This window comes from Pseudomonas fragariae (ex Marin et al. 2024), from assembly GCF_059621105.1.
In genome coordinates, this window is the sequence record NZ_CM184369.1 from 5,274,207 (window position 1) to 5,297,147 (window position 22,941).

General features: G+C 59.1%; 21 protein-coding genes. 7 read left to right on the plus strand and 14 right to left on the minus strand.

From position 1 onward, the window contains the following. Position 1: 1 nt before the first annotated feature. The 5 genes from hrpB to AC54XV_RS22770 all read right to left on the minus strand — a co-directional run bounded on the left by hrpB (position 2) and on the right by AC54XV_RS22770 (position 6,292). Positions 2–2,536: an ATP-dependent helicase HrpB gene (gene hrpB, locus AC54XV_RS22750; protein ID WP_058398959.1), complete on the minus strand. Its 2,535-nt coding sequence runs from the start codon at positions 2,534–2,536 to the stop codon at positions 2–4. A gap of 159 nt (positions 2,537–2,695) precedes the next feature. Beyond that, a complete protein-coding gene (locus AC54XV_RS22755; RefSeq protein ID WP_058398960.1) occupies positions 2,696–3,598 on the minus strand; it encodes a pyridoxal-phosphate dependent enzyme in 903 nt (300 codons plus the stop codon). Further along, on the minus strand, positions 3,595–4,794 hold the full coding sequence (locus tag AC54XV_RS22760) for an MFS transporter (RefSeq protein ID WP_058398961.1): 1,200 nt from the start codon (positions 4,792–4,794) through the stop codon (positions 3,595–3,597). Before AC54XV_RS22760 ends, AC54XV_RS22755 begins: the two co-directional genes overlap by 4 nt. Continuing rightward, positions 4,791–5,582 carry an alanyl-tRNA editing protein gene (locus tag AC54XV_RS22765; protein WP_003399853.1) on the minus strand — a complete coding sequence of 264 codons (792 nt, stop codon included), beginning with the start codon at positions 5,580–5,582 and terminating at the stop codon, positions 4,791–4,793. Before AC54XV_RS22765 ends, AC54XV_RS22760 begins: the two co-directional genes overlap by 4 nt. Continuing rightward, complete coding sequence (locus AC54XV_RS22770; protein WP_058398962.1) at positions 5,579–6,292, minus strand: serine O-acetyltransferase; 714 nt, start codon at positions 6,290–6,292, stop codon at positions 5,579–5,581. The genes AC54XV_RS22765 and AC54XV_RS22770 overlap by 4 nt, the downstream gene beginning before the upstream one ends. A gap of 169 nt (positions 6,293–6,461) precedes the next feature. On the opposite strand from AC54XV_RS22770, the gene AC54XV_RS22775 reads away from it, so the two are divergent. Next, positions 6,462–7,802: an aminotransferase-like domain-containing protein gene (locus AC54XV_RS22775; protein ID WP_003399849.1), complete on the plus strand. Its 1,341-nt coding sequence runs from the start codon at positions 6,462–6,464 to the stop codon at positions 7,800–7,802. 92 nt (positions 7,803–7,894) lie between these two features. Here the strand turns inward: AC54XV_RS22775 and AC54XV_RS22780 are convergent, their stop codons facing one another. Together AC54XV_RS22780 and AC54XV_RS22785 are read right to left on the minus strand one after the other, a co-directional pair. Continuing rightward, positions 7,895–8,905, minus strand: coding sequence for a J domain-containing protein (locus AC54XV_RS22780; protein WP_058398963.1), 1,011 nt, complete (start codon positions 8,903–8,905; stop codon positions 7,895–7,897). A gap of 122 nt (positions 8,906–9,027) precedes the next feature. Next, on the minus strand, positions 9,028–9,411 hold the full coding sequence (locus AC54XV_RS22785) for a RidA family protein (protein WP_011268968.1): 384 nt from the start codon (positions 9,409–9,411) through the stop codon (positions 9,028–9,030). Between the two features lie 167 nt (positions 9,412–9,578). Between AC54XV_RS22785 and AC54XV_RS22790 the strand changes: the two genes are divergently transcribed. After that, positions 9,579–10,274, plus strand: a complete 696-nt coding sequence (locus AC54XV_RS22790; RefSeq protein ID WP_283107745.1) for a tRNA (adenine(22)-N(1))-methyltransferase — start codon at positions 9,579–9,581, stop codon at positions 10,272–10,274. Positions 10,275–10,472: 198 nt separating this feature from the next. Continuing rightward, positions 10,473–11,012, plus strand: a complete 540-nt coding sequence (locus AC54XV_RS22795) for a DsbA family protein (RefSeq protein ID WP_032654215.1) — start codon at positions 10,473–10,475, stop codon at positions 11,010–11,012. Between the two features lie 9 nt (positions 11,013–11,021). Here AC54XV_RS22795 and AC54XV_RS22800 read toward each other — a convergent pair whose 3' ends face one another. Beyond that, positions 11,022–11,993: an alpha/beta hydrolase gene (locus AC54XV_RS22800; RefSeq protein ID WP_058398964.1), complete on the minus strand. Its 972-nt coding sequence runs from the start codon at positions 11,991–11,993 to the stop codon at positions 11,022–11,024. Between the two features lie 75 nt (positions 11,994–12,068). Next, positions 12,069–12,995: a Gfo/Idh/MocA family protein gene (locus tag AC54XV_RS22805; RefSeq protein WP_058398965.1), complete on the minus strand. Its 927-nt coding sequence runs from the start codon at positions 12,993–12,995 to the stop codon at positions 12,069–12,071. A gap of 275 nt (positions 12,996–13,270) precedes the next feature. On the opposite strand from AC54XV_RS22805, the gene pmcY reads away from it, so the two are divergent. Beyond that, positions 13,271–13,690 carry a periplasmic Zn2+ metallochaperone PmcY gene (gene pmcY / locus AC54XV_RS22810; protein ID WP_003340868.1) on the plus strand — a complete coding sequence of 140 codons (420 nt, stop codon included), beginning with the start codon at positions 13,271–13,273 and terminating at the stop codon, positions 13,688–13,690. A gap of 25 nt (positions 13,691–13,715) precedes the next feature. Then, positions 13,716–14,609: a cation diffusion facilitator family transporter gene (locus AC54XV_RS22815; protein WP_058398966.1), complete on the plus strand. Its 894-nt coding sequence runs from the start codon at positions 13,716–13,718 to the stop codon at positions 14,607–14,609. Positions 14,610–14,615: 6 nt separating this feature from the next. On the opposite strand, the gene AC54XV_RS22820 is transcribed toward AC54XV_RS22815, so the two are convergent. Next, a complete protein-coding gene (locus tag AC54XV_RS22820) occupies positions 14,616–15,335 on the minus strand; it encodes a DUF6515 family protein (protein WP_024642077.1) in 720 nt (239 codons plus the stop codon). Between AC54XV_RS22820 and AC54XV_RS22825 the strand changes: the two genes are divergently transcribed. Further along, entirely contained in the window at positions 15,279–15,827 is a 549-nt protein-coding gene (locus AC54XV_RS22825; RefSeq protein WP_003399829.1) for a hypothetical protein, read from the plus strand. The genes AC54XV_RS22820 and AC54XV_RS22825 overlap by 57 nt on opposite strands. A gap of 348 nt (positions 15,828–16,175) precedes the next feature. Then, the gene (locus tag AC54XV_RS22830) at positions 16,176–16,655 is read left to right on the plus strand and encodes an Lrp/AsnC family transcriptional regulator (RefSeq protein WP_002555305.1); all 480 of its coding nucleotides are present in this window, start codon (positions 16,176–16,178) and stop codon (positions 16,653–16,655) included. 13 nt (positions 16,656–16,668) lie between these two features. On the opposite strand, the gene AC54XV_RS22835 is transcribed toward AC54XV_RS22830, so the two are convergent. The 4 genes from AC54XV_RS22835 to AC54XV_RS22850 form a co-directional block, all read right to left on the minus strand. Continuing rightward, on the minus strand, positions 16,669–17,301 hold the full coding sequence (locus tag AC54XV_RS22835; protein WP_003399826.1) for a pseudouridine synthase: 633 nt from the start codon (positions 17,299–17,301) through the stop codon (positions 16,669–16,671). A gap of 79 nt (positions 17,302–17,380) precedes the next feature. Continuing rightward, on the minus strand, positions 17,381–18,844 hold the full coding sequence (gene amn / locus AC54XV_RS22840) for an AMP nucleosidase (protein WP_003399822.1): 1,464 nt from the start codon (positions 18,842–18,844) through the stop codon (positions 17,381–17,383). A gap of 52 nt (positions 18,845–18,896) precedes the next feature. Continuing rightward, on the minus strand, positions 18,897–20,546 hold the full coding sequence (locus AC54XV_RS22845) for an acyl-CoA dehydrogenase family protein (protein ID WP_496717232.1): 1,650 nt from the start codon (positions 20,544–20,546) through the stop codon (positions 18,897–18,899). A 122-nt stretch (positions 20,547–20,668) separates the two neighbouring features. After that, on the minus strand, positions 20,669–22,663 hold the full coding sequence (locus AC54XV_RS22850) for a sensor histidine kinase (protein WP_024651239.1): 1,995 nt from the start codon (positions 22,661–22,663) through the stop codon (positions 20,669–20,671). Positions 22,664–22,941 lie beyond the last annotated feature (278 nt).

A 22,941-nucleotide genomic window follows, 5' to 3' on the forward strand; every position in this document is an offset into this window, starting at 1 on the left:
TCTAAGTCCCCCTCGGCTTCACCCGCGCCGTAGCCTCCGCCACCAATGGATCATCCGGCCAATAATGCTTCGGATAGCGCCCCTTCAAATCCTTCTTCACCTCAATGTAGGTCGACCGCCAGAAGTTAGCCAGATCCTGCGTCACCTGTACCGGGCGGCGTGCCGGGGACAGCAAGTGCAGTTTCAGCACCTGCCGCCCATTGGCAATGCGCGGGGTATCGGACAGTCCAAACAATTCCTGTAACCGCACCGACAGAATCGGCGGATGTTCGCTGTAGTCGATACGAATATTCGAGCCAGAGGGCACTTGCAGAGTCTGGGGTGCCTGCGCCTCCAACTGTTGCGGCAATGGCCATGGCAGGAGGTTGCGCAGGATTGATGACAGGTCGAGCTGGCTGAAATGGCTGAGTCGGGTGACTTTGCCCAGGTAGGGCATCAGCCAGTTTTCGAGTGTTGCCAACAGTTGCGCGTCACTCAGATCAGGCCACTCGCTTGCTGAGCTTTTCTCGATATCCAGGCCGCGCAACAGTGCGACACGCGCCTGCCACTGACGCAGTTCCGCCGTCCAGGGCAGCAGTTCCAGGCCTTTGCGACGCACCAACGCCAGCAGCGCGTGACTGCGGGTTGCGTCGTCGAGGCCGGTCAGTGGTTCGCGACTGATGATCAACTCACCGACTTTGCGCTGTCGCTCGGCGCGGAATACGCCTTCGCGTTCGTCCCAGTCGATCTGGTCCACGCTGATGACTTGCTCGGCCAACACCGAATCGAACAGTGCCGGATCGAACTCGGCGGCGAGGTAAATGCGTTCTTCGCGCTGGCCCTGACGACTGCCCAAATCCGCGATGACCAGCCATGGCTGTTTCATCAGCGCATCCGCCTCGGCGAACAGTGCCGCGCGGCCGTTGGCCAGTCGGTATTCGGCGCCGCCCGCTCGGCGTTGCTGTGCGACGCGATCCGGGTAGGCCAGCGCCAGCAAGGCGCCCAGCCAGCGGGAGTGGTCCGGATCGCTGACCGGGCTGTTCGCTGCGCCGCGCAGATACCCGCGATATTGGCGCGACAGTTGCCTCGCGCGCTGTACCCCGCCTTGTGCGCCGCGCGCCGCGCGTTCGGTGCCGGCCAGCAGAGTCAGGCGGCTGTGCAAGTCCGCCCCAGCTCCGCGCAAGATATCGCGCTCGCCCAGCAAGGCCGCCACGTCGCACGCCAGTTCGCCCAGCCCTAGCGCATGGCCGCGCAACAGCAGATGGGCGATGCGCGGATGAGCAGGCAGCTCAGCCATCGCCTGACCGTGTGGCGTCAGGGCTGGCGGCTGACCCGGCTGATTGTTCAACGCCTCCAGACGCACCAGCAAATCCTGCGCCTGTGTATAAGCCGCGGCTGGCGGCACATCGAGCCAGACCAGTTGCGCAGGCGTGACGCCCCAGCGGGCCAATTGCAGCGCGAGCCCGGCCAAGTCCGCCTGAAGAATTTCTGCCGCCCCATAGGCGGACAGTTGATCGTGTTGCGCTTCGGACCACAGCCGGTAACACACGCCCGGCTCCAGCCGCCCTGCCCGGCCAGCGCGCTGGGTGGCGCTGGCACGAGAGATGCGCTGTGTTTCCAGACGCGTCATGCCGCTGCCCGGATCGAAACGCGGCACCCGCGCCAACCCGGCATCGATCACCACGCGCACGCCGTCGATGGTCAGGCTGGTTTCCGCAATATTGGTCGCCAGCACCACCTTGCGCGTGCCCTTGGGAGCGGGTTCGATAGCCGCGCGTTGCGCATTCAGATCAAGCTCGCCATGCAAAGGACACAGCAGAATGTCGGTGCGCTCACCCAGTGCTTCCGCCAGTTGCTGGTTGACCCGACGAATCTCGGCCTGCCCCGGCAGAAACACCAGCAGGCTGCCGGACTCACTGCCCAGCGCATCCAGCACCGTCTGCACGACACGCGGCTCGACAAACTCACCGGGCTGAAAAGGCCGCCCCCATTGCATGCTCACCGGAAACATCCGCCCATCGCTGCGTACCACCGGCGCATCGTCCAGCAACGCCGCCAAGCGCTCGCCTTCCAGCGTGGCCGACATGAGCAGAATCTTCAGCGGCTGATCATCCCGAAACAGCTCCCGGCCATTGAGGCTAAGAGCCAAGGCCAGATCGGCATCCAGGCTGCGTTCGTGAAACTCATCGAAAATCAGCAGCCCCACACCTTCCAGCGCCGGATCGTCCTGCAAACGACGCGTGAGAATCCCCTCGGTGACCACTTCAATACGCGTCTTCGGGCCGACCCGGCTCTCCAGACGAATCCGATAGCCCACCGTCTCGCCGACCTTTTCGCCCAGCTCACTGGCCAACCGCTCGGCAGCCGCTCTCGCGGCCAAGCGCCGAGGTTCCAGCATCAGAATGGTCTGCCCGGCCAGCCAGGTTTCCTCAAGCAGCGCGAGCGGCACGCGCGTAGTCTTGCCCGCGCCGGGAGGGGCTTCGAGCACGGCTTCATGGCGTGTGGACAAGGCCTGGCGCAGGGCCGGCAGGACGGCATCGATGGGTAACGAGGTCATGGGGGCTCCCGGAGAGATGCGGGGAGTATACCGGGGTGGGGTTGGGGAATCAGGGAGAGTATTGGCATAACGCTTTAGAAAGCCCTCTCTCTACTCACGCTTCTTAAAAATTTGACACCCCATAACTCTAGACGATTTTCTAGCCTTACATAAACGTCACTAAGCTGCACTTAATGCCACTGACCTTTGTAAATCCTGATACCAGAGCCCGTTGTCATAAGCGATTGTCACCAACGTGGTCTCTGCGTATTCCGGAAGGCAGGCAAGACGCTGAGCGACTGCCAGACATGCCGCTGCGGTATTGCCGACAAAAGTACCGCTCTGAATATAGAATCCGCGTTGCGCTGCCAGCATCTCGCCATGTTCGACTTGATAGCATCTGTTTACCAAGGACCAGTCCAGAAAGGGTGGGCAGAGGCCAACCGCCATCCCTTCAAAACGATGGTCTGAAAAAACACCATTCTTGGAGTCGCAACCCGAGGGGTCGACCAAGACAGTAGATACATCGAAACCATTGTCCTTCAAGCCCAAGGTAATACCGGTAAAGCTCGCCCCCGTCCCTGCGCAGCCTATAAACAAAAGCTCTTTGTCGGCCTCAGCTTCTTCTAATTGGCAGGCAAGCTCAAATGCAGTCTGGTAGCGATATGCCTCGATCCCGATTTGGTTATTAAACTGATCGGTATAGTAGTAACACTTGTCCATTTCGACCTGATGCTCCAAATGATGGGCAACGACATCCCTCGGCGATGCGCCTGCGATCAACATATCCTTACCAATCAATTTGGCACCAAAGCATTCCAACAAATCTCTTTTGGTCTGACTAAAACCGAGGCCAACTGCCAGTTCAACCGGAATACCATACGCGTGGCAGGCAGATAACAGACCAAAACCAAAATTGCCACCCGTCTTTTCAATTACAGTAGTTATACCAGGAATAATTTTCCCATTGCGTAGCGCATTTTTTACAATTAAATTAGCTGCGCGATATTTGTGACTACCTCCTGGGTTATTCATTTCCAGCTTGGTTAAAACTCGATCATGAGTTCTGATAAGCACACTCATTTAATGCCTCCCTCCATGGCGTGGCCCGTTTTTTTTTGATCCAACAGCGCAACAATTACAGCTAACAAAAAGATGCATAGCCCAATACAAATAGCGTTGGTACCAAACCAGCCTACCGTGCTAAGCAACAGCGAAGCAGTAAACGCACCGATCGTTGCGAAAACAGCGATAGCAAGGTCGTTTTTTCCCTGCATGCGCAAGGCTTGCGAGCTGCTCTGAAGGGCTTGAGCCAACAGAGCTCCGCCTCCCACATAGGTTAGATTCCAGCCTGAGCCAAGGATGATCAGAGCGAAGACCATGGCGCCGTAAGAGCTTGATCCCATGTTTATGGCTGAGCAGCCGGCCAGCATGAGGACGCCCAAGCAGAGGGTGGTTTTGATCCCTAGTTTCTGGATAATTGCCCCCGTAAAAAAAGACGGAGCAAACATCGCTATCACATGCCACTGGATCGCCAAGCGCACATCCGAAAAATCCTCGTGCATGTGCTTCATGTGCATTGAAGCCTGAATCATCAGCACGTTCATGATTGCGTAGCCTATTGCGGCAACAGACATAGCGATCAACATCGTCGACGTCATCACTTGCGGCGGCTTGGTCTCTGGGCTTCCTCTGGAAACTAATGGCATCACCGGATCGTCAGGCAGGCAAACGGTGACCAGAAAAGATAGTACAGCCAGACCGATGAACGAGGCGTAGCACAATGAAAATAGAGAGTAGCCGCCCAAGTCCCTGAGCACCTCAGTCAGTGTCGGTCCCACCACGGCGGCGATAACCCCACCGGCTACAACCAGAGAGATGGCTTTGGGCTTTAACTTTTGATCAAGGTTGTCGGTTGCAGCAAATCGGTTGAAGTTGGCAAAAGCGATATAAACCCCGAGTGCCGAATGGCTAAACATCAGCATCGGAAAATGCTGGTGCTCGACTGCCCAGAAGCCACTCAAGCCGGATGCCACCAGAGGTATGGCGCCAAACATGAAGGCTTTTTTCCGACCGATCCGGCTCATCAGCCTGGAAGCGGGATATGTGGCCAGCATCAGGAACAGGAACTGTAAACCATACGGCACCGTTGAAAAACGGGCTTCAGGTGCCAGTGCGGAGCCGACAATAGCGGCCATGGTCACGGACATTACAGCGGTGGTCAGGTTAATGGATTGCGCGATGAAATACAGATAGGTGCGTCGCGGAAGCGTACTCATCGTAGGGCGCGCTCATGATAGGGGGACAAATCAATTTCAGCGTTGGGAAAGTCACAGATCAGTCGTTCTTTACCTTTACCCAACCTTTTTCGACGTACGTTCAGGCGGCCTATGGCACTAGGATTAACGAGATGAGTGCCACCGCAGGGAATCTCGATGCCTTGGTAACTCCACATGCGCGCATCCTCAACATCAAAGACCGTATAGCTCTTGATCACGTCGTCGTGGGCGATCAACTCATTTGCGAGTCGTTCTATTTCACTGATGTCATCGCTGCTAAAGGACTCTTCAACAAGAAAATCAAAGCGTGCCGAGTTTTCTTTAATGTGACAGCCGATGGTCCACTGCTTTAGTTCCTCGCTCAGGCTGGTGGCAGCGGCATACAGAAAATGGCTAGCGCTGTGAGATAGACTCAATCGTTCGCGACGCAAAATATCAATTCTAATCAGAGCAGCCATGCCTTCACTTATTGAGTCAAGGAGGTGAAGATCCTCAGGATGTATCATATGGAGGATAACTCCGCCTAACTTTCCGCCCTTGAAGCCTTCCAGGTGAATGGGGGTGCCGTAGAGCTTTTTTACCCAGACAAATCGCACGGTACCAATGGGTAATTCTATAGTACCGAAGTCAGCTTCCTGCCCACCTCCCTCGGGGTAGGCAACCGTACAATCAAGCTCAATAGCGTCTGGGTACAACCGCGTCACTTTGGTATTTGTAGACCCCAAGTACCGATCCTTGTAATACAGTTTTTCCGTGTTACGCAACACATCGTGAGTCGTGGCGATCATTGCTCAATTACCACCTGCAGTGATGTTTTCACTTGCACTCGAGCACCCGAGGGAACGTCTTGGGTGATGATACAGCGCGGTCCAATGAATGCATCGTCACCTATGTTCACCGGATCCAATACGCTTGAAAAAGCGCCTATCTGCACGCGACTGCCTACTTTAGGATGACGCGGTATCGAAGGATTACTGCTGATACCTCTGGCTCCCAGTGTTACACCTCCGAGAATATAACAGTCGTCGCCAATTATGGCGGTCTCGCCAATTACAGTACCGAACCCATGATCGATGATAAGTCGAGCACCTATGCTGCAGCGGAAATGGATTTCTGCGCCAGAGAGCATTTTTCCTCGCCTGGAAATGATGGCTGCCAGAGACTGTTCGTGGGAGTTACAGCTTCTTTTTGCATTTTGGTATACACAGTGGGCCAGGCGGTAATGCATTACCGCTGCGAAGGACGTGTAAGTCCTTGCAATGACCAAAGGATCGCCGCAAGAGGCCGGGTCCTTGCGCGCGAACATCAATAGATCCTCGTGCGACTGCTCGGTAACGTACTCAATGAGAAGGGTTTCTTTTAATTCATTGAACTCCTCTACAGAACAGCATTCCAGCAATGCTGCGATGACAAGGTTCTTGACCAGTTGAAACGACTCCTGACCACCTGCGACGGCGAGTCGGGAAGAAGGTACTGATCGTATGTCCATATTTGGCATTATCTCGATATCCAGTCTCTGATTTCAGGGGCTTCTGCGCAGCTGACGCCCTGCTGGCTCAAATGCCAGCAAGCGCATAATCGCACTCACCCACCCCACAAGCGCGCACAGTCGACAAGCTTTACAGTTAACTGTTAGGGTGTTTTTCCTATCAGTTTGCCGGGTGCTTATGAGCGTTGATGCCCTTTATGACTCGCTGAAACAGCGCCTTGAATCAGGCGAGTGGCTGGCTGGACAACGTATGCCGTCGATAAGGAAGCTGGCCTTGACTGCCGAAGCGAGCTACCACGATGCCGTCTCGGCCTATGCTCGCCTGGTGAGTGAAGGTGTGCTGTCGGCTTCTCCCGGACGCGGTTACTTTGTGAGCAGTCATGTCACCCATGTGGATAACGTGCGGGAAATAGAGTGCATGAGCGCCGACCCACTGTTCAGGCTGCTACAGGCAGGGCCGCACTACACCAAGCTGGGATGTGGCTGGCTGCCACCGGCATGGCGAGATACCGAATTGCTGGCCAAGGCCATTCGACGCACGGCGCGGCTGGAGCAAAGTTCGCTGGCCGAATACGGCGACATTTCCGGCTATCTCCCGATGCGTAAACAGCTTTGCGTTCACCTGAAGCGTCTCACCCGTATCGACATCAGACCCAGTCAGATCCTCACCACCCTGGGAGCAACGCAGGGCCTGGATCTGGTTGCCCGCCTATTGATCAAGCCCGGTGACCATGTATTCGTGGACGAGCCGGGCAATGGCAACCTGATCAGGTTGATTCAGTTGGCGGGCGGACATGTTGTGGGTATAAAGCGGACTCAGGACGGGACGGACATTGCCGAGATGGAGAGTTATCTGGCGAAGCACACGGTCAAAGCATTCTTCTGCAATAGCACCTTCCACAATCCGACCGGCAGCAACATCAGCCCGCACAATGCTTTCAAGGTTCTGCGTCTTGCTGTAGAGCACGAGTTCTTTGTGGTCGAAGATGATGTCTATGGTGACTTCAGCCCCACTGTCCGCCAGACGTTTGCCGAACTGGATAATCTGGATCGTGTGATCTACGTCGGCAGTTTTTCCAAATGCCTTTCTGCTTCGCTGCGCGTGGGTTATATCGCCTGCTCGCAAGAGCTCATCGAGCCGCTGACACGCTTGAAACTCCTGACATGCGTTGCCGTTCCAGCGTTCTGCGAGCGGTTCGTCAACACCATTCTTGCGGACGGTACTTATGCCCGGCACATGCAGGATGTTCAACAGAGGCTTATCAGCCAGCAGGTCCAGACTCAACGCGCCCTGCGAGCAAGAGGCTGGCAATTCGATATAGCACCGCAGGGCGGCATGTTCATCTGGGCCTATCACTCGGACATCCCTAACCTGGAGCCCTTCATAAAGAAACTTGAACAACACAAGATCCTGCTGATGCCGGGCTCGGCGTTCTCGGTGTCGCGCGACTACCAGCGTTTTGCGCGAATAAACTGCACGCATTTTTCCGAGGCAATAGAAGAACGCTTTTCAGTGTGATCAACGAAGAGCAGCGTTTAGTTATCGGGGCTACTTGCGCGTGGAGCCCACTGCTCAATAACACTGCCGCCAGCATGCCTCACGCCGAAAAGTCAGGTCTTGAACTCGTTACCGTTCTCATCAATAACGCCATTGTCGTATTTCTTGCGCAATTCTGGATCGGACAAAATCCTGAACGCATTTGAAATTACTTTGAAACGCTCATTCGCCTCCGCCGCGTTGCCCATGTTTTTATCAGGGTGGTACTTCAACGCGGCCTTCTTGTAAGCCTTTTTGACTGCGGAGAGGTCCGCCGTCATGTCCGAGAGGCCCAAGTGCTCGTACAACTGTTTGACGGGTGGTTTGGCGGGGGCGGAATCGTCCACCTTCGCGGACGCGCCAGCGGGGGTTGTTTTGGGGGGCCGCTCTGTTGACGGCCGCTGAGCGCCCGCATCGGGCTGGGCTTTCGGCGGTGGCGGCGCGCTATTGGCCTGGGGGCGAGCGCTTGGAGGCGTTTGTGGGCGTGCTTGCTGTTGAGTACTTTCAGGTCTCCAGGATGGGCCCGGTGTGGGTCGTCGCACGCGATCGGTGTTCTGCTGACGAATCTCGTTGATCACCTGGTCAGCGATGTCATTCATCAGTTTGTTCAGCTTCAAGTTGCTGGAGAAGAATGCGTAGTTCGCCTCACTGTTGTGCTTGCCATGCTCGGGTTCGGGCCTGGCCATCGCGTCGGCCAGCGTCTTGCCCAGAGAGAACAGCAGGTTGCCCTTGCTATCATTGATGCCCAAAAAGCTCATCACGTTGCGCATCGACTGGTCGCGCTCCCAGACAACGCTGGCCACGTCGAAGGCAGCTCGCGCCAGATTGAATCGGCCTCCCCCTTCGTGCGTCTCGACATGGGTCACCGGTTCCTTGCCGAGCAATGCGTCGAGGATCACCTCGAGGCCTTTCTGCTGGCGCTCGTTGAGCCGGCCTTTCTGCTCCAGCAATGAGCTGTTGACCTGCAACGCCACTTTGCCAGCGATATGGCTGACGACGTTCATCGCGCGGTCTATCGTTGGCTTTGTCGAATCGCTGAGCGCCACTCGCGCCAACGAAGATGCAAGGGTGGTGAGGTTGATCATCTGCTTCTCCGGAAACTCATACCGCCTTGGTGGCAAGCAACGAGATCCGGTTCCACGGGATGTGCAACTCTGCACAGGTGCAGAGCACTGACGCGAGCATCAGCCAGGTTGGCGAATAATGGTCAGCCCGCCCTGGCCGCCATCGCCGTCACTTCCACCCGCATCCCTTCAACCGCCAACGCCGCCACGCCCACCGCTGCGCGCACGGGCCAAGGTTTTTTGAAGAAGCGTTTGTACACTTCGTTGAAGGCTGCGCGATCGGCCATGTCGGTGAGGTAGATGGTCAGGTGCATGACCCGGTCCATCGAGCTGCCGGCGCGTTCGAGGGCGTCTTTCAGGGCTCGCAGGGTGCACTCGCTCTGCTCGGTGATGCCGCCCAGTTCCAGGCTGCCGTCGGGGTGGGTGGGGATTTGGGTGCTGACCAGCACGCCGTTGAAGTCGGCGACGTCCGAGGAGATGGACTCCGGGTCGGGATCGGGGGTGAAGGTGATGTCTGCGTTTGCCATGGGTTCTCTGCTTTGCAAAGGATGGAAAACGCCAAGCCTACGCGAGCGAAAGATGGGGGTCGAGCCGTGGGCTTTGGCGTGGAAAGTTGAAATGCGCCGCGTTGCTCTACAGAATCGCGCCCGGACCCGGCCATGCTGTCGGGCGTTTGGGGTGGAAGGGGTTGCCGTTGAACGAACAGAGATTGTCCATGCGCCTTGAGCGTGTGGCGACGCATGTGCCAGCCGGTGCACGACTGGCCGATATCGGCTCGGATCACGGCTATCTGCCGGTGGCGCTGCTGAACCGTGGCGTCATTGCGGCAGCGGTGGCTGGCGAGGTGGCGTTGACGCCGTTCTGCGCAGCCGAGCGTACCGTGCGCGAGAACGATCTGCAGGATCAGGTCAGCGTGCGCCTGGCCGACGGTCTGGCGGCGATCGAAGCGGAAGACGCGATCACAGCGATCAGTCTCTGCGGCATGGGCGGTGAGACGATTCGCGACATCCTTGAAGCGGGCAAGGCGCGCCTGAGCGGTCAGGAACGCTTGATCCTGCAACCCAACGGCGGCGAGCAGCCGTTGCGCCTCTGGCTGATGGAGCATGACTACCGCATCGTCAGCGAAGAGGTGCTGCGGGAAAATCGTTTCGACTACGAAATCATCGTCGCCGAACGCACAGGCCCCGTTAAGTACACGGCTGAGGAGCTGTATTTCGGCCCGCTGCAGATGCAGGCGCGCAGCCCGGCGTTTCTGCTCAAGTGGCAACGTCTGCTGGGCAAGAAACACAAGACGCTGCACAACTTCGAACGCGCGCAGCAAGCGGTGAACGAAGAGAAGCTGCAGGACGTTGCGCAACAGGTCCGCTGGATTACCGCGTTGCTGGCGTGAAAATCGAACTCATGCCCGAACCGGCTCTCCAACCCGCATGATCCGCAGTTCAGGCGTCAACGCTGCAATGTGTGACGCGGATCGTCACCAACGGCATTCCCACGCGGAGCGTGAGGAACGAGAGGTGTTCGGGAAAACACTTCCAGTGCCTACGCACAGCGCGCCTTGTGTACAACCATCGACGGGAGTAAAACGACCATGCATTCAGACGCACTTTCCTGGGGCCGCGGGCCTCGTCTGTTCGAAGTCTTCCTTGAGCCGACCTGCCCCTTCTCGGTGAAGGCCTTCTTCAAACTCGATGAGCTGCTGGCTCAGGCCGGAGAAGACAGGGTCACGGTCAAAATCCGCCTGCAATCGCAGCCCTGGCACATGTTTTCGGGTGTCATCGTGCGCTGCATTCTGGCGGCTGCGACCCTTGAAGGCGGTAAGCAAAGCGCCAAGGCGGTCATGACGGCGGTTGCGTCGCACCGTGAAGAATTCGAGTTCGAACACCATGCCAGCGGCCCGAACATGGACGCGACGCCCAACGACATCATCGCGCGTATCGAGCGTTACAGCGGCCTGGCGCTGGCGGAGGCATTCGCCAATCCCGAGCTTGAACAGGCCGTGAAATGGCATGCCAAATACGCTCGCCAGAACGGCATACACGTCTCGCCGACCTTCATGATCGACGGTCTTGTGCAGCCGGGCTTGAGCAGTGGCGACCCGGTATCGAAGTGGGTCGCGGAAATAGGTTGAGCGGCGGGCTCAACCCAGCGCATCGATCCGCTCATTGATCCACTCGCGGCTGCGCGCCAGCGCCTTGCGCGCCAACGTGGTCGGGAAGTGGATGAAGCCGTGCGGCGACTCGGGCATGAGGTGCATTTCGACCTCTGCCGAGTTGGCCCAGCGCTCGGCCATTTGCAGTGTGTCATCCAGCAGCGGGTCAATCTCTCCGACGAACATCAGTGCGGGCGGAAGGCCGGTCAAATCGCCATACAGTGGTGACAATGGCGGTTCACGGCGTTTATCGTCGCTTCGATCAGGGGTGAGCGCGCGCATGGCGCCGACCATGCCCGGACCGTCCAGCACCAGTGTCTCGGGCCCTGCGGTACGCACGCTCATGGTACCCGTCAGGTCGTAGACGCCGTAGTACAGCACCGTACCCACTATCCGCTCGAGCAGATCAGGTCGGTTTTTCAATTTCAGGAGGGTGGCTGCCGCAAGATGCCCGCCAGCGGATTCGCCGACCACGATAACCGGCAGGCCGGCAAACTCTTCGCAGTCTTTGCCCAACAGCCAGCAGGCGGCAGAAAAACAGTCCTCCATCAGGCCCTCAATGGGGGTTGTCACAGCGAGTCGATAATCAACCGAAACAATGGCCACGTCGCAGGCATTGACCATGGCGACGTTGAGATCATCGTTCATCTGCGCGTTGCCGATCACCCATCCGCCGCCGTGGATGTCGAACACCACGCCCCGGGGTTTACCTTTGGGGCGGATGATGCGCACGGGCACCGGTACGTTATCCGAACTGACCGTTCTTTTCTCGATGCGCAGGTCATGCCCTCCCGGTTTCAGGGCGCTGCCGATCTGAGCTGCGCGCAACAGCGCCTGAATCAGCCGGGGCGTGACGCGATTGCGAATCTGGAAACGCGGCATCCGCGCGAGGGTTTTATTGAACCGTCGTACTTCTACCAACTCCTGCTCACTGCAAGGCCAAGGCTGTTTTGTGTCCAATTTCTGCTCTCTTGTCAGGCTGACGTATGCAGGGGCGCGCAACGCGGTTTGCCCCCACCTGTACCTGAGAGGCTCTTAGTCGTAGAACGGTTCAACGGATGCCCGACTGCCCACGAAAAAACTGTCCGCGACCAGCCGCAACGGTTGCAGGTCCAGGTCACTGGCTGTATCGCCGATCAGCTGCTGGAAGTGGCGATACACCGCGGCGTACTCGCCCTCCTCCGAAACAGCCTGGCGCACGCCATCGATACTCAACAGTGCACCGCCGTTGTCCAGGCGCAACGTGCCTTCGGCGCAGCGAATCTCGATGCTCCAGAGTTCGTCGTGACCATGATCGAAATCGAACTCGGCGCGAATATCGAGATGGCGCGTGTCGGACATCTTGATGGACGCGGCGATAGGCGACTGGCAATTGCTCGGCACGCGCAGTTCGGCAGACTCGACGAACAATGGCAGTGGCAGCAGGTGGGTCACGATCGACAGGGCATTGATGCCGGGATCGAACACGCCCAGGCCACCGGGCTGCCAGATCCACGCCTGACCGGGGTGCCATTTGCGCACGTCTTCTTTCCAGTCGATCTGCACGCTCTGCAGGGTGCGGCTGCACAACCACTCACGCGCCGCTTCGATACCCTGCGCGTAACGCGAATGCCAGGCGAACAGACCGCTGACGCCCTGCTCTTGCACCTGGGCCACCAACGCCATCGCCTCACCCAGGGTCGCGCACGGCGGCTTCTCGACCAGCACGTGTTTGCCGGCCGCCAACGCCTCTTGCACCAGGGCAAAGCGACCTTGCGGGGGCGTACAGAACGCAATCGCGTCAACCTGCAGCCCGCTCGCAAGCAGTTCGCCCAGGGATTTGAAATTCTCTACCCCGGCGCACGGCTGGCCTTGCGTGGCCACGGCCACCAGCTCAAACGCAGGGTTGGCGTGGATCGCAGGGACGTGTTGATCCTGCGCAATCTTGCCGTAGCCCACCAGACCGAGACGAATCGGTTGCATACATGACTCCTGGGTTTTTGTAATTATCGTGCGACACAGTAAACCAGATGTTAATCGTGGTCGGTAAGAGGCATTGGCGATGGAGCTGTTTTCCTGGCCGATCTCACATTCGATAATCTTCAACGCCCGCTCAGGGCCCTGCGATTCTGCAGTTCAGAATGCTCCGCGTCCCATTGGGTTTAACTTCACGAGCGCAGAACCACGCCATCACTCAATAGTCTTAGCCTTGCAGTCATTGCCTTGTATAGTTGCCGTCTTCATCTCAGGAGCTTTCCATGCGCATTCCTTCTCGCTTGATCGGTGGCGTTCTGGTCGCCACGTTGCTGACTCAGATTTCCGCCTGCGGCAGTATTTTCTATCCTGATCGTCGTGGTCAGATCGATGGCAAGGTTGACCCGGCCATTGCGGCGCTGGATGCCTTTGCGCTGCTGTTCTATATCGTTCCGGGCGTGATTGCGTTTGCGGTGGACTTCGCCACTGGCGCGATCTATTACGGGCCCGGCGAGCACGCGCAGATCGATCCGCAGAAGCTGCAAAAAGCGCTCAAGGCTGACGGCAGCGTCGACAACACCAAGCTGCAGGCCATCATTGAAACCGAGCTGGGCCGTTCCCTGCCGTTGAACGATCCACGCCTGATCCAGCACAAAGGCAGTGTGGAACAACTGGCAGCACTGGGCCTGGTCCCTGCCGCCTGATATCGATCCCGTTCAAGGAAGCGTCATGAGCACCACTGCCGAACATTCCCGACTGCTGCGTCTGGCGACACGGGCCTCGCTGGCGGTTGCCACGACGCTGATCCTGGCCAAGGGCGTTGCCTGGTGGCTGAGCGGCTCGGTGAGCCTGCTGGCCGGCCTCACCGACTCGCTGCTGGATGGCGCAGCCTCGTTCCTCAACCTGCTGGCGGTGCACTACGCACTCAGGCCTGCCGATGACGATCATCGCTATGGTCACGGCAAGGCGGAAGCGCTGTCGGGCATGGCGCAGGCGTTGTTCATCACCGTCAGTGGTGTGCTGATTGCCGTTCAGGCGGTCGAGCGCATTCAGAACCCGGAACCGCTGGGCGCGCCGCTAATGGGCATGGTCGTGATGGTGATTTCCATCGCGCTGACGATCGCACTGCTCACCCTGCAATACCGGGTGATCAAGGCGACCGGCTCGGCAGCGATCCGCGCTGATTCGCTGCACTACCGTTCAGACCTGCTGCTTAACGCCAGCATCCTGGTGGCGCTGACGCTGGCGTATTTCGGCTGGCAGCGGCTGGACGCGTATTTTGGTCTGGGCATCGCGGTGTATATTTTGTGGAGCGCCTTTCAGATCGCCCGCGAAACCATATCGGTGCTCATGGATGCGGAGTTGCCCGCCGATGTCAGCACTCAAATGCTGGCATTGGCATGCGAAGTGCCGGGCGTGCTTGGTGCGCATGATCTGCGTACACGAATCTCCGGCAATCACTGGTTTGTGCAGTTGCACCTGGAGCTGCCGGGCAGCCTGACGCTGTCGGTCGCCCACGCCATTTGTGATCAGGTGGCTGACGCCATTCACAAGCAATTCCCGAAGGCCGAGGTGCTGGTACACGCCGACCCTCAGGAAGTCGTCAAACAGGCCAGTGCCTGACCGATATCAGTTGACGGTGTAGCCCCGCCCCGCCAGGCACGCGCCCATTGAGCGACGATACAGATCGACCACGTCAGGCGGTGGCTGGCTGGTGACATTGGCCGGGTCGAAACCGCTTTGCTCCGCAGCCCAGCGGTAGCACTGGTATTTATCCAGCTCGACCTGCTGCGGGCTCTGCCCGTTGGCAGGGTAGGCCACCGGATCGTAGCCATTGCTCTGTTGTTCGGCCGGCGGAGCCTGATACACGGCTTCGTTCTGCGGCGGATTGACCACCACGTAGTCCTGGCTGTCCGGCTGGTAGGCGTAATAGGTCCCGGCAGCCAGAAACAGCAGGCTGCTGCCGATCCATACTTCCTGAGAGTAGGACGGTAGTCTGCTGACACGCACGCCGTAGGGCGGTGTCACCACGACATAACGCGGGCCTTGCGGGCGATACCAGTAGCCACCCGAGTAGTAATAGTCCTGACCACGATAGGGAATACGCGAGTAGCCACCCGGTACGCGATCTATCGCATAGCCAGGCCGATATTGCGGACCTGGCCCCCAGCCATTGCCGTGCCCGTCGGGACGCCCTTCCCAACGGTCATTCGGGCGACCGTTGCCGGCCTGCCAGTTGCGGTTGTTGCCGCGTGGAATGTCCTGGTAATAGCCCTGCCGCGGCGGCTGGGTTTGCCACGCCTCTTTCGGGCCGCTCTGGATCGGCAGGTTGTCCTGAGCCTGGCGCAACTGCTGACGCTGCTGGTTTTGCTGCTGCTGAATCTGGCGCTGCTGATCGCGCTGTTGCTGCTCGATCTGCTGTTGCTGCTGGCGTTCGATGTTGCGCTGCTGAAGCTGCTGTTGCTGGATCTGCTGCTGTTGCTGACGCTCGACCTGACGCTGCTGATTCTGCTGCTCCTGAATCTGGCGTTGCTGATTGTTCTGCTGCTGGTTGATCTGCTGTTGCTGCTGACGCTCGACCTGGCGCAGCTGGTTTTGCTGCTGTTGGATCTGCCGCTGCTGGTTGTTCTGCTCTTGAGCACGCTGCTGTTGCTGCTGACGCTGCTGCGCGTTTTCACCAGGGCTGCCGTAAAGCGGATTGCGCGGTGGTTCATCACGTTCGTCGGCCAGCGCCTGAGCACCGATGCTCAGACACAACAGACTTACACCCGCAAACTGCCAGATGCCAGATTTCATGCTTTCCTCACTAGAGCGCGGGTTGACGTCATTAAGACTGTTTAAGCGTAGCGCCGTTCTGCGCACTTTATCAGCAGACAAAGAAAAGGGGACCATATGGCCCCCTTGAGATACTTCGTCCTGGCGCAGCGCTTTTGACGCTGGCTCACCTCATGCCGTCTTCTGGACAGTATGTAGCCCGGGGGCCTGACACACCCTGTCGGGTGGGAGGCCGCGACTGGCCTGATTCGGCGGGTCGCGCTGGACGCTGTGTCCGGGCAGTGATTCTGTTTAAAAGAATAGGCCTGAGGCTAAGGCAGAAGATTGCTAATATTGCGGATTAAAACATTACTTGCGCAATTTTTGACTTCAGATGAATAATCCAGCGCAATTGAATTGATAACGGGGTGCATCGTGAGCAAGCTCGACAGATACGACCTGAGCATTTTGGCTGAATTGCAACGGGACGCACGCATATCCAACCAGGAATTGGCCGAACGCATTGGTCTGTCACCGTCACCCTGCTCGCGCCGGGTCAAGCAACTGGAAGACGACGGTTATATCGTGCGCCAGGTTGCCCTGCTGGATCGCAAGAAACTGGGTCTGAACCTGACCGCCTACGTGCTGATCGGCATGGACCGGCACACGCCCGAGCGCTTCGAGAATTTCGAGCAGCAGATCCGCAACCTGCCTCAGGTTCTGGAATGCAGCCTGGTGACCGGCATGGACGCGGACTATCAACTGAAAGTGGTGGTGCCGGACATGGATCACTATCAGAAACTGCTGTTGGGCCATCTGACCCGCATCGAAGGCGTGACCAGCGTCAAATCGAGCTTTGTTCTCAATCAGGTGCTGGCCAGCACCGAAATGCCGCTGACTCACCTGCGCAACTGAGCCAACACCGGCTTCACAGTTTTGCGGCGACTTCCCTGTACTGGCCCTGATCCAGGCCCTCCAGCGTCCAGTCGCCAATCCTGACCCGCACCAGCCGCAGGGTCGGCAAGCCGACGGCAGCGGTCATGCGCCGCACCTGCCGATTACGCCCTTCCTTGATCACCAGCTCCAGCCAGCTTGTCGGCACGCTCTTGCGAAAGCGCACGGGCGGGTTGCGCGGCCAGAGTTGCGGTTCATCAAGCTGCCGCGCTTCGGCGGGCAAGGTCGGCCCGTCGTTGAGCTGGACACCGTCGCGCAGCTGCTGCAACTGCTCATCGCTCGGCTCGCCTTCGACCTGCACCCAGTAGGTCTTGGCCAGCTTGTGTTTCGGATCGGCAATGCGCGCCTGCAACTGGCCGTCGTTGGTCAGTAACAGCAATCCTTCGCTGTCGCGGTCCAGACGCCCGGCCGGATAGATGCCAGGGATCTTGATGAAGTCCTTGAGCGTCGCCCGCCCTTCCTCATCGCTGAACTGGGTCAGCACGTCGAAAGGCTTGTTGAACAGGATCAGCCTGGGCTCGGCCGGTGGTGCTTTGGCGACACGCCGGGCAGCACCTGCCGGTTTGGAGGCAGGACGGCGGGAAACGGGGCGTTGGGTGCGGGACATGAGAATTCGGCAATCGGCAAACAGAAAGGGCCACTTTAGTGGCCCTTCGTGCAAATACCAATCTATTAACGGCAAGCCATCAACGGAATGGCGGCTCGTCGAAGCTGCGCAATTTGCGTGAGTGCAGCGAGTTCAGCTCGGTGCGCAGCAGGTCCAGCGCAGCGATGCCGATCTTCAAGTGCTGGCTCACCGCACGTTCGTAGAACGCATTCGCCGAACCCGGCAGCTTGATTTCGCTGTGCAACGGCTTGTCGGATACGCACAGCAAGGTGCCGTAAGGCACACGCAGGCGATAACCCTGAGCGGCGATGGTGCCGCTTTCCATGTCGACCGCCACTGCGCGCGACAGGTTGATCAGCGGACGTTCCTGCGCCCAGCGCAGTTCCCAGTTACGGTCGTCATAGGTCAACACCGTGCCGGTGCGCAGGCGCTTCTTGAGCTCTTCGCCGCGTTCGCCGGTAATCTGCGCAGCCGACTCCTGCAGGGCCAGCTGCACTTCGGCCAGGGCCGGAATCGGGATATGCGGCGGCAGCACACGGTCGAGAATCCCGTCGCGACGCATGTAGGCGTGGGCCAGCACGTAATCGCCGATGGTCTGCGACTGACGCAGGCCACCGCAGTGACCGATCATCAGCCAGCAATGCGGACGCAGTACAGCGAGGTGATCGGTGATGTTCTTGGCATTGGACGGGCCGACACCGATGTTGACCAGCGTCACGCCATGACCGTCTTCGGCGATCAGGTGGTAGGCCGGCATCTGATAGCGGTGCCAGACCACGCTGGCGACGATGGCCTGGGCTTCGTCCTGGCCCATGCTCTTGTCGACTACCACGTTACCCGGCAGGACCATGCGCACGAAACGCGGGTCTTCGCGAAGCTTTTCCAGGCCGTGCAGAATGAACTGGTCGACATAGCGGTGATAGTTGGTCAGCAGAATCCACGGCTGTACGTGGCGCCAGTCGCTGCCGGTGTAATGCACCAGACGGCGCAGCGAGAAATCCACCCGCGCAGCGTCGAACAGCGCCAGTGGCAGCGGGTCGACATTGGCCCAGTCATACAGGCCGTCGGCAATGCCATCGGTGGCGGCCGACAGGTCGGTACTCGGGAACACCCGCGCCAGCGCCGCAGCGGTGACACCCGTGCCGGCCAGTTCATCGCCCTGCTCGACCACGTAAGGATAAGGAATGCTCTGCTCGCTCATGCCGACTTCGACCGTCACGGTGAAATCGTTCATCAGCGGAACGAGCTGTTCGAGCAGGTACTTTTTGAAGGCTTTGGGCTGCGTGACGGTAACGCTGTAGGTGCCCGGCAGCTGCACCTTGGCGTAGGCACGGGTGGTCACCGGTACTTCGCCCTGGCATTTGTAGATCAGGCGCAGTTCCGGGTAGCTGAATTGCGCGCGCTCTTCGGCGGTGGGTTCGACGCGGTCTTTCAGGTAGCGCTTGAGCGCCTGACTCAACGCACTGGTAGCGCGTTCATGCAGCTCGGCGAGCCGTTCTACAGCCTGCTCGGCGGTGTCGACAACAACAAAGGCTTGGGTCACGATTCATGTCCTGTCTGATCTTGCAGACGTGCATCGTAACGGGTTCGCGTGCTCATGCCACCTGCGGCGAGGACCTTTGCAGCAATGTTTCTACGTCAACGCCCGTGGGCAATGCGCCATACACCCGCCCGCCGGAGGCTATCCGACCGGCAATGAAGCCGTCACTGACCGCCGCGTTACCCGCTTCCAGCAGCAGCTTGCCCTGCAAGGCGATGGCGATGTCTTCGGTCAACTGGCGGGCGCGATACTGAATGTCGCCGGTGTCCTGAAACGCGGCCTTGAGCGAGCCGATGTGCGCCGCCAGATGCGGGTCGCCATGCCCGTCGCCCAGCTCGTCGAACAGCGCATCGAGTGCGCCGGGCTCCTTGGACAGGGTTCGCAGCACGTCCAGGCATTGCACGTTGCCGGAGCCTTCCCATGTCGAGTTGACCGGCGCTTCGCGGTACAAGCGGGGCACAATGCTGTCCTCGACATAACCGGCGCCACCCAGGCACTCGGCGGCTTCGTTGATCATGGCCGGGGCGCGCTTGCAGATCCAGTATTTGCCCACTGCGGTGACCAGGCGCACAAAACGCTTTTCGTGATCATCATCCAGGTGGTCAAGCGCGCGCCCCACACGCAGGGTCAGGGCCAGCGCGGCCTCGCTTTCCAGTGCCAGGTCAGCCAGCACGTTCTGCATCAACGGCTGCTCGGCGAGCAACCGGCCACTGACCGCACGGTGCGCGCAATGATGAGTCGCCTGAGTCAGCGCCTGACGCATCAGGGCACTGGAGCCGATCATGCAGTCGAAACGGGTCATGGCGACCATTTCGATGATGGTCGGCACGCCGCGCCCTTCTTCGCCGATCATCCATGCCAGCGCGCCGCGAAACTCGACCTCGCTGGAGGCGTTGGACCAGTTGCCGAGCTTGTTTTTCAGGCGCTGAATGTAGAACTCGTTACGCGTGTCATCAGGCCGGTGGCGTGGCAGCAGAAAACAGCTGAGGCCCTTGTCGGTCTGCGCCAGGGTCAGGAAGGCATCGCACATGGGTGCAGAGCAGAACCATTTATGCCCGACCAGTTCGTAGGCCTGGCCGGGGCCGCCGGCCCCCACCGAAAACGCACGCGTGGTATTGGCCCGCACGTCGGTGCCGCCCTGCTTCTCGGTCATGGCCATGCCGATGGTCGCGCCGTTCTTGTGCGCAATGCCCACATTGCGCGGATCGTACTCAGTCGACAGCACCTTGGGCAGCCAGATTTCAGCCAGATCCGGCTGCAGCCTGAGCGCAGGCACGCTGGCAAAGGTCATGGTCAGCGGACAGCCGCTGCCGGGCTCAGCCTGGGTGTGCAGATAGCTCATGGCCGCACGCGCCACGTGAGCACCGGGCTGCGGCTCGGTCCACGGCAACGACGGGATGCCATGCGCGATGGCCGTGCTCATCAACTGGTGATACGCCGGGTGGAATTCGACCAGGTCGATGCGATGCCCGGAGCGGTCATGGCTGGCAAACTCGGGCTTGTGCTGGTTGGCCAGGAAGCCCGCCGCCATCAGCGGACCTCCTGCCAGCGCACCATAGGCGTCGATACGCGGCTGCGCCCAGCCCGCACCGAATCGGCTGCTCCACTCCTGAAGCGGCACGTCGATACGGTAAAGGTTTGCCCCGTCCAGCGGCGGCGGTTGATTGGTGACTTCGTGGGTTTCGGCGAATTGATTCGGGTTCATGAGTCATCTCCTGCCTGCATACACACGCAATATGCACACAGTGAATCACGCACCCGGCCCTCGCAAAAGTACCGCAGCCGCCTAACGGTCGGCGCTTTAAGCTGATGGCGCTATAAGGCCGCTTATATGCCCCATTGAGCCTTGAGTTCAGGCGCCCTGCGCACTGCGCCCGGTACGACCATCAGCATCGGGACACTCAGCGTAAAACAGCTGCCTTTGCCGGGTTCGGAACGATGACTCAGTTCGCCGCCCTGCAACTCGATCAGTTTCCGGCAGATCGCCAGACCGATGCCCAGCCCACCGTACTCACGGGTCATGGAGCCGTCGACCTGAAAGAAATGCTGATACAGCCCGGCTTCGTCAAGGCAGCTCAAACCGATACCGCTGTCCATCACTTCGACCCGCAGGTACAGGCGCTCCAGGTCTTGCGGATGGCCACTGAAACGCACCTGCACTGCGCCTTTTCGGGTGAATTTGATCGCGTTGTCCACCAGGCACTCGATGCACTGGTAGAGCTTGCCCGCGTCGCCACGAAGGCTCGGCGGCAGTTTATCGTCCAGATCAAGTGTCAATATCAGGCCCTTGGACTGAGCCGCACCGCTGAAGCGTTCACGCAGCCTGTCGGCCAGATCCTTGGGCGAAAACGCCTCGCAGTCGGCATACAGCACCCCGGCCTGCAACTCGGTGAGGGTCAGGATGCCGTTGATCATGCTCATCATGTCGCGTGCCGAACTGGCGGCGGTTTGCTGATACATCTCGACTTCGTCGTCCATGTCGAGCGTCTGCATGACTTCCAGCGACCCGATCACGCCGTTCATCGGCGTGCGCAGCTCATGGGTGAGCGTGGCCAGGAACTCATCCTTCAGCCGGTTGCTGTTGGCCAGTTGCTGGTTGAGACGCTCCAGATCCTGACCGGCAGCCAGCAAGGTTTGCGCCTGCTGCCTGCGGGCGTGGTTGATACGGTCGGCCAGCGCCATCGACAGGAACGCCATTTCCAGCACCGTGCCGATGTGCGAGGCGTACATGGTCAGGAAGGTATTGGGCAGATAGCCAAGCAGCATCAAGCCGAAGATCAGTCCGCTGACCATGAACACCGACCAGGCGAGCACAAAATAGCGCCCGACCCGCTCGCCTTTTATGACCGCAATGATACCCGCCAGATAGATCGTCAGGGCGCCTGCCATGACCAGTTGAGCGGCGCCGCGCAAGGCTGGCCCGTAGCTGAGGAACAAGGCCATACCCATGACCAGAACGGCAGCGCCGATGACCGCCAGCAACAGCCGGTCCAGCCAGCGGCTCAGTTGTGCCGTGCCCAGGAAGCTGCGCGAAAACTGGCACGCAAATAACGTCGCCAGCGATATCAGGAAGGGGGTCGACGCATTCGCCCACCACGGGCTGTCAGGCCACAGGTATTCGATCGCAACGCCGTTGATCGACATCTGGTAAAGCCCGAACGAGGCGACATACAGCAGGTAATACAGGTAATCCACCTCACGAACGCTGAGGTAGATGAACAGGTTGTAGACCAGCATGCCCAGCAGCACGCCGTAGATCAGACCGAAGACGTAAATCTTGGTGGGCTGCGCATCCATATAGGCGTGGGTAGACCAGAGGTAGAGCGGTGCCTGAACAGCGCCTTCGCTGCGAATACGCATGTACAGGGTTCGCGTCTGGCCAGGCGGCAGGTCCAGCTGGAAGAGGTAGTTGTTCTGGGCGAACTGACGGCTGGAGAACGGCAGCATATCGCCGGTATGCCAGGCGCGAGTGGGCTGCCCGTCGGCATCCGGGCCGTAGAAGTCAATGTGGTCCATTGGCGGATAGGCCAGTTCCAGCAGCCAGTCGTTATGGATGCTGGCATCTGTGGGGCGATAGGTCAGCTCGACCTTCAGCCAGAAGGCAGAACGCGAATAGCCGGCGTTGAAGGTTCCTGGAGGCACGGGCTTAAAGGCACTGGCATGAGCGGCAGCGCTGACGCTTTCGATGGTCGCCTCGCCGGTGGGGTCCTCGAATACCTGAATGGCACGGCCCAGCGGCAGAAAACGAGTGTTTTCATCAAACTCGACTGCATGACTCTGCAACGGCAGCCAAAGAGCCAGAATGATCAACAGATAGCGCATTGAAGCCCCAAGGTAGGTCGTCGCGTTCAATCCATCCATTGATTACGACGTCCCGCAAATTTCTATCCTTGAAACAGGCTAATGATTCAAACACACCATTGAACGTGCACATATACCGGCAGACATCAGTAAAAGCCCGAGCTGTCACTTGTCAGCCTTGCCACTCAAGCATAGCCGCTAATAGCTGAAAGACAGTATCGCGATCAAAATCAAGGCAATAGCTCTATATCGGTGACTGCAGAGCAAACATGAGTACTTTTTAAGGTTTTGTCGAGCCT